The following is a 6,845-nucleotide window of genomic DNA, read 5'->3' as shown; positions in this document are numbered from 1 at the left end:
CCAATTGCAGGAAACAGTAGCCAAGTCAAGTTACGAAAGTTTACAGCAGCAGTTGAGTGAACGCGAAAGTTCGATCGAATCTTTGCAGCAGCAGCTAGCCGAAAAAGAACACCGGGAACACGAGTTTCAGCAACAGCTAGCCGAAAAATCCAGTGCTCTGGAATCTTTGCAGCAGCAAGTCGCCGAAAGAGAACACCGAGAACACGAGTTTCAGCAACAGCTAGCAGAAAAATCCAGTGCTCTGGAATCTGTGCAGCAGCAATTAGCCGAAAGAGAAGACCGAGAACACGAGTTTCAGCAGCAACTAGCCGAAAAATCCAGTGCTCTGGAATCTTTGCAGCAGCAAGTCGCCGAAAGGGAACACCGAGAACACGAGTTTCAGCAGCAACTAGCCGAAAAATCCAGTGTTCTGGAATCTTTGCAGCAGCAGCTAGCCGAAAGAGAACACCGGGAACACGAGTTTCAGCAACAGCTAGCCGAAAAATCCAGTGTTCTGGAATCTTTGCAGCAGCAATTAGCCGAAAGAGAACACCGGGAACACGAGTTTCAGCAACAGCTAGCCGAAAAATCCAGTGCTCTGGAATCTTTGCAGCAGCAACTGGCCGAAAAATCCAGTGCTCTGGAATCTTTGCAGCAGCAATTCGCCACCGAAAAGCAAAATCTCGAAAGCCAATTCCAGGAAACCGTGTCGAAGTCGAGTTACGAATCTTTGCAGCACGAGTTAGCAGAAAAGTCAAGTGCGATCGGCGACCTCCAAGTTAAATTGACCAAGTTGCAATATCTGGAAAATGAATTGGGCCAGAGTGCGGCGATACAGCGAAATTACGACGCTTTGCAGCAACAGTCTCAAGAACAGCTAAGAACCATCAAAGCTTTACGGGAACAGCTAGCTCAAATGCAGGCTGTCGCGGGGATTGGCGAAGCTTATCTCAACAAGTGGCGGCGTCCCTGATTCTCCAATCGGCTACGGCAAAAACTCGGGTTGCTTTGGACGATCCGGCTGCACCTTACCCCTGAAATGTCCTGTCAACTCGGCCTCCTTCCTCTTGTAGCGATAGATTTCAACCTGTCGCTACAAGAGCTTTTTATTGCAAAATATGAGCATACTATTAAGAAATATTACAATAAATAAATTTATGACAGGCGATCGCACCCCTTTAGGCAAATCCAATCCAGCAGACACTAAGGGCCGCGTCACGGTAATTGGAGGCGGAATCGGCGGGCTGACAGCAGCAGCCCTGCTAGCCCGCAGAGGATACAAAGTGCTAGTCTTAGACCAGGCGATCGTCCCCGGAGGATGCGCTTCCACCTTCAAACGCAAAGGCTTTACCTTCGATGTCGGCGCCACGCAGGTTGCAGGATTGGAACCCGGAGGCATTCACCACCGAATTTTCTCAGAATTAGACATAGAACTTCCCGCCGCGACACCCTGCGATCCCGCTTGTGCGGTGTTTTTGCCGGGAGAAACCGCACCGATTAGCGTGTGGCGAGATCCGCAAAAGTGGCAGCAAGAAAGGCAGCGCCAGTTTCCTGGAAGCGAACCTTTTTGGCAATTATTGTCTGCATTGTTCAAAGCTAGCTGGAAATTTCAAGGGCGCGATCCAGTTTTACCACCCAGAAACTTATGGGATTTCTGGCAATTAATTCAAGCAGTTCGCCCCGATACTCTAATTACTTTGCCTTTCACTTTTATGACAGTGGGAGATGCTTTGCGGCTTTGTGGGTTGGGCGACAATTTGCGCTTGAGAACTTTTCTGGATTTGCAGTTAAAATTGTATTCTCAAGTTGATACGGAAGAAACGGCGCTACTTTACGCGGCGACGGCTTTAGGAGTTTCGCAAGAGCCGCAGGGATTGTATCATCTAAAAGGAAGTATGCAGGTGTTGAGCGATCGACTTGTAGAGGCGATCGAACTCTACGGAGGTCAAGTCTTATTGCGGCACACAGTTGAAAGTATTGTCACCGCCAACGGCAAAGCCACCGGTACAGTGATTCGCAATCAAAAAACCGACGAAGTTTGGACAGAAACAGCCGATCGCATTGTTGCCAACGTGACCGCGCAAAATTTAGTAAAATTGTTGTCAAGCGAGCCGAGTGTCGGAAATTTAACTGATAATTTAACTGATAATTTATCCGTTAAATCAGAGAGTTCAGAGACAAAAAACCAACTCCCAAATCAAATGGCAGGCTACAAATATCGAGTCGATAAATTGCCGCCCGCATCCGGTGCTTTCGTGATATATTTGGGAGTGCATGAAAGCGCAATTCCTGCCAATTGTCCGCCGCACCTTCAGTTTCTCTACGATTACGACGGCGAGATTGGGGAGAATAATTCATTATTTGTTTCAGTCAGCCATCCGGGAGATGGCCGAGCACCGAAGGGAATGGCGACAATTATCGCTTCGTCATTTACTGATACTCGAATGTGGTGGAATTCGGTTGATTATGAAGGATTGAAGGAAAAATATACCGCAGGGGCGATCGCCCGTTTGAGCGAATATTTCAATTTGACGCCAGAGTCGATCGTACACCAAGAAGCCGCCACACCCCGCACCTTTGCCCGCTACACAGCGAGAGATAGAGGCGTTGTAGGTGGCATCGGCCAGCGAATACCAACCTTCGGGCCCTTCGGCTTTGCCAATCGGACACCAATTAAAAACCTTTGGTTAGTCGGTGACTCCACCCATCCCGGAGAAGGAACTGCCGGCGTTTCCTATTCTGCTTTAACAGTCGTGCGGCAAATGGAAGCCGCCTCTAAAATCTAAGAGGACACGGCAATGCCGTTTCCCTACCCCAAAAATAATTAATCGCGCGAGAGATGTAACTATCGCGCGATTAATTTTAGGGAATAGTTAACACTTAACAGTCAACAGTCAAAAGTCAACAGTCAACAGTTAACCATCATTCCGGTGTCACCGGAATTGATATCAACTACATTCTCTGACTACTTGATAGAAATCTTTGCGCCCACAGCTTCAAGCTGTTTCTTCATTTCTTCAGCAGCTTCCTTAGCAATAGCTTCCTTAACTGCCTTCGGTGCGGCTTCTACCAAGTCTTTTGCTTCCTTCAGACCCAGACCGGTAATTGCGCGGACTTCCTTCAGAATGGCGATTTTCTTGTCAGCAGGAACTTCTTCGAGCATGACAGTAAACTCGGTTTGCTCTTCTACTGGTTCAGGAGCCGCTCCACCACCCATACCGGGCATCATCATCATGCCGCCTACAGGAGCAGCAGCGCTGACGCCGAAAGCTTCTTCAATTTGCTTGACCAATTCAGATGCTTCGAGCAAAGTCAAAGACTTAAGTTTGTCCAAGATTTCATCAGTTGCAGTAGACATTTTTTGAACTCCTAGTTCGATTGTAGATTGTGGATTGTGGATTGTGGATTACTCATTAATTATGAGTTTCTCGTCTCCAGTCATGAGTTTGTTTCTCAAAACTAACGACTCTTGACTCGTGACTAATTACTAATGACTTACGCAGATGTGCTTTCAGCTTCTGCTTCAGGTTGTGCTGGTGCTTCTGCTTCAGGTTGTGCTGGTGCTTCTGCTTGAGCTTCTGCTGGTGCTTCTGCTTCAGGTTGTGCTGGTGCTTCTGCTTGAGCTTCTGCTGGTGCTTCTGCTTCTACTGCTGCTGAATCGCCGTCTTTTTCAGCATAAGCTTTAAGACCGCGAGCGATCGAAGTAGGAACTTGATTGATACCCACAGCCAACTTGGTTGCGACACCGTTGATAGCGCCAGCAATTTGAGCCATGAGTTGTTCTTTCGACGGCAGATCGGCTAATGCTTTAACATCAGCTTCTTTCAGTACCCGTCCTTCCATCACGCCGCCGCGAAGTTCAGTCTTCTTAGAGACTTTTTGGAATTCTTGGTAAGCTTTAATCGCGCCGCCAATATCTTCTTGCACGAACAGAAACGCCGACGTACCGGTCAGCAATTCCTGTATCGGCTGCCAGGTTTCGTTGCCTTCAACCGCAATTCGCATCAGCGTGTTTTTTGCCACTTGGCAACTGCTGCCTTTCGGACGCAAACGCCGACGCAAATCTGTAATTTCAGCAACAGTTAAGCCCGTGTAGTCAATTACGATCGCCAGTTGAGATTCGCTCAAGGTTTGCTTGAGGTCTGCAATAATCTCATTTTTTACTGCTAAAGTTTTGCCCATACTTATTTCACCTCCTTTTAGGATCGAAAACTGCCCACCAAAAACCCCGACCTTAGAGCCGGGGCAGAGAATTAAAAATTAACAAGTCAGAATTAAAAATAGAAAATTTCTAATCTTTGAGTCTTGAGTTTTTATTTCTTCAGCCTCGGCAGGAAATTAAGCGGTCGGCACCTGCGGTCTTCAGCTTATTGATTTTTGATTAGGCTATCATCAGAAGGCAGAGATTAGCAAGGGTCTGGCGTAAGTCTTGTGAGAGATTTACACAGACAGCCGAAGCTGTCTTTTACCTTCTGCCTTCTGCTTAATTCTGTACTAGGCAGCATCAAGTTTGGTATCGCGCAGAGCACTGATATCGACTTCGATCGACGGGCCCATTGTTGCGGATACGTACAGACTGCGCCAGTAGCGACCTTTAGCACCAGAAGGACGGTTGCGGTCAACAGTTTCTTGCAAAGCATGAAGGTTGACGAGCAAATCTTCCGCTGAGAAAGCTGCCTTGCCAAACATAACATGAACGATGCCAGTTCGATCGGCACGGAATTCTAGTTTACCACCTTTAAACTCGTTGATCGCCTGAGCAATGTCAGTCGTCACCGTGCCACCTTTCGGAGAAGGCATCAAACCGCGCGGGCCCAACAACCGACCCAATTTTGCCACCAACGGCATCACGTCTGGGGTAGCAATCAGGCAATCAAAGTCCATCATGCCCTTTTGAATTTCATCGATCAACTCTTCCGAACCAGCAATATCCGCGCCGGCATTTAGAGCTTCTTTAACTTTTTCGCCCTTAGCAATCACCGCAATTCTGACTACTTGACCAGTTCCTTTTGGTAGCGATACAGTTGTCCGCAACTGTTGGTCAGTATATTTCGGGTCAATTCCCAAACGGATGTGAGCTTCAGCAGCTTCGCCAAACTTAGCGGTTGCTGTTTCTTTCAAAAGTTGCAGAGCTTCCAGCGGTAGATAAGGTCTGTCTTCAACTTTCTTTTGAAGTTCTTGCAGTCTTCGGGATACTTTCTTTGCCATTGTTATCTCCTGGGGTCAGTCGATTTTAGATTTTAGATTTTAGATTTTAGATTGAACCTATGGGACAATCTTAAAATCTACCCGTTTTCGGTTACTAGCGAAGCTTTGCTTCTCCCCCTGAACCGACTTAGGATTTGCGATTGGAGCTTGAAGATTTTAGCTTCAAAATCAGGAATTTTGGATTAGCAATTTGGAACTTGGACTAGGAAAACTCTTCCTTCTTCCTTCTTCCTTCTTCCTTCTTCCTTCAATCCGCGATCGCCACGCCCATATTTTTAGCCGTTCCTGCCACAATTTTCATAGCAGCCTCAACATCATTAGCATTGAGGTCAGGCATTTTGGTTTCAGCGATTTCTCGCAACTGAGCCTGTGTAATCGTCCCTACTTGCTTGCGGTTAGGTTCTCCCGAACCTTTAGCAATGCCAGCAGCTTTTTGAATCAAAACCGACGCCGGCGGGGTTTTGAGAATAAACGTAAAACTGCGGTCTTCAAAAACCGAAATTTCTACCGGAACCACCAGACCTGCTTGGTCTGCGGTTCTAGCATTGTACTCCTTGCAAAACATCATAATATTGACGCCGTGCTGACCCAGGGCTGGGCCGATCGGAGGAGCTGGGTTGGCTTTTCCCGCCGTAATCGCCAACTTAATTACTGCAACAACTTTCTTTGCCATTAGTTAGTTCTGTTTCTGAACCTGATTGAACTCCAATTCTACAGGCGTATCGCGCCCAAAAATCGAGAGTAAAACTTTGAGCTTGTTTCGTTCCGGGCTAACTTCAATCACATCACCTTCAAAATCCTTAAACGGCCCGGAAAGTACCACAACGTGGTCTCCAGTAGACATCGATACTTTGACAACCGGTTCTGATTCCTGAGCGTTTCTGAAGATCCGTTCTACTTCTGAATGACTCAGAGGTAGCGGTTTGACGTGACCCCTGCCGCGCCCGTAGCGGCGTTTCTGCTCTGCCCCGACAAAATTAATTACATTCGGGGTATTCTTGATCACCTGCCACGTATCCTCGTCCATAAACATACGGATGAGTACGTAGCCGGGAAAGATTTTTTCATCTGACTGCCGCCTGGAACCGTCTTTGCCGACTTTGATTGCCGGAGTTTGCGGAATTTCTACTTGAACGATGCGATCGGCAACATCCAAAGTTTGAATCCGCTGCTGCAAGTTTGCCTTCACGCGCTTTTCGCAGCCAGAGGCAACTTGAACAGCATACCAGCGAGCATCAATCTCCGGCACCTCTGGCGATGCTGCCTGTGCCGTCGCTTCTGTGGAATACTCAGATTCTTCTGATGCAAAAGTCATGGCCCAAACACCTTTCCCGCGCCCCAGTTAAAGAAATTATCCACCAAATAGATCAGGCTTGCTGAGAGGATTACCATCAAAAGCACGGCCAAAGACTCGCTGATTAACTGCTGCCGACTCGGCCAAACCACTTTGTCGAGTTCTTCTCTAGTTTCCTTTAAAAAACCCGCAGGATTAAACCCAGGCGCCGTTATTTCTTGAGTTTCTTGAGCTTGGTCTTTTTTCGCCACGATTCAATCCTCCTTGCGATTTTAGATTTTAGATTTTAGATTTTAGATGGTGTGAGTGGCCCGTGGCTCTCAGATTTTGTGACACTAACCACTTACGCCCAAGTCCCAAATCT

At 47.4% G+C, this 6,845-nt stretch carries 6 protein-coding genes, 2 pseudogenes and 1 other annotated feature; of the genes and pseudogenes, 2 read left to right on the top strand and 6 right to left on the bottom strand.

Annotated elements, in window-relative coordinates; all coding sequences use genetic code 11:
• Both QUA62_RS10065 and QUA62_RS10060 read left to right on the top strand, forming a co-directional pair.
• A pseudogene (locus QUA62_RS10065) lies at nucleotides 1–952 on the top strand (CopG family transcriptional regulator); the annotation flags it as partial.
• Nucleotides 953–1,136: 184 nt separating this feature from the next.
• On the top strand, nucleotides 1,137–2,765 hold the full coding sequence (locus QUA62_RS10060; protein WP_333403813.1) for an FAD-dependent oxidoreductase: 1,629 nt from the start codon (nucleotides 1,137–1,139) through the stop codon (nucleotides 2,763–2,765).
• A 179-nt stretch (nucleotides 2,766–2,944) separates the two neighbouring features.
• Here the strand turns inward: QUA62_RS10060 and rplL are convergent, their stop codons facing one another.
• The 6 genes and pseudogenes from rplL to secE form a co-directional block, all read right to left on the bottom strand.
• Entirely contained in the window at nucleotides 2,945–3,337 is a 393-nt protein-coding gene (rplL, locus tag QUA62_RS10055) for a 50S ribosomal protein L7/L12 (protein WP_039887983.1), read from the bottom strand.
• A 290-nt stretch (nucleotides 3,338–3,627) separates the two neighbouring features.
• Nucleotides 3,628–4,161, bottom strand: a pseudogene (gene rplJ, locus QUA62_RS10050) (50S ribosomal protein L10); the annotation flags it as partial.
• Nucleotides 4,162–4,190: 29 nt separating this feature from the next.
• Nucleotides 4,191–4,363, bottom strand: a sequence feature (ribosomal protein L10 leader region).
• Nucleotides 4,364–4,473: 110 nt separating this feature from the next.
• Nucleotides 4,474–5,187 (bottom strand): 50S ribosomal protein L1, encoded by a 714-nt coding sequence (gene rplA / locus QUA62_RS10045; protein ID WP_190663916.1) that lies wholly within the window; start codon nucleotides 5,185–5,187, stop codon nucleotides 4,474–4,476.
• Nucleotides 5,188–5,434: 247 nt separating this feature from the next.
• Complete coding sequence (rplK, locus tag QUA62_RS10040) at nucleotides 5,435–5,860, bottom strand: 50S ribosomal protein L11 (protein ID WP_006635588.1); 426 nt, start codon at nucleotides 5,858–5,860, stop codon at nucleotides 5,435–5,437.
• A 3-nt stretch (nucleotides 5,861–5,863) separates the two neighbouring features.
• Nucleotides 5,864–6,502 carry a transcription termination/antitermination protein NusG gene (gene nusG, locus QUA62_RS10035; protein WP_006635589.1) on the bottom strand — a complete coding sequence of 213 codons (639 nt, stop codon included), beginning with the start codon at nucleotides 6,500–6,502 and terminating at the stop codon, nucleotides 5,864–5,866.
• A complete protein-coding gene (gene secE, locus QUA62_RS10030) occupies nucleotides 6,499–6,732 on the bottom strand; it encodes a preprotein translocase subunit SecE (RefSeq protein ID WP_006635590.1) in 234 nt (77 codons plus the stop codon). The genes nusG and secE overlap by 4 nt, the downstream gene beginning before the upstream one ends.
• Between the last annotated feature and the right edge of the window lie 113 nt (nucleotides 6,733–6,845).

The sequence above is a fragment of the Microcoleus sp. MON1_C1 genome (genome assembly GCF_036701945.1).
GTDB lineage: Bacteria > Cyanobacteriota > Cyanobacteriia > Cyanobacteriales > Microcoleaceae > Microcoleus.
Note: the sequence above shows the minus strand (reverse complement) of the source record. Positions and strands in the feature narration are given on the sequence as shown.

Excerpts from the sequence above, each read along its gene's own strand:
- QUA62_RS10060 (WP_333403813.1), top strand. The coding sequence starts at position 1,137 with ATGACAGGCGATCGCACCCCTTTAGGCAAATCCAATCCAGCAGACACT.
- rplL (WP_039887983.1), bottom strand. The coding sequence starts at position 3,337 with ATGTCTACTGCAACTGATGAAATCTTGGACAAACTTAAGTCTTTGACT.
- rplA (WP_190663916.1), bottom strand. The coding sequence starts at position 5,187 with ATGGCAAAGAAAGTATCCCGAAGACTGCAAGAACTTCAAAAGAAAGTT.
- rplK (WP_006635588.1), bottom strand. The coding sequence starts at position 5,860 with ATGGCAAAGAAAGTTGTTGCAGTAATTAAGTTGGCGATTACGGCGGGA.
- nusG (WP_006635589.1), bottom strand. The coding sequence starts at position 6,502 with ATGACTTTTGCATCAGAAGAATCTGAGTATTCCACAGAAGCGACGGCA.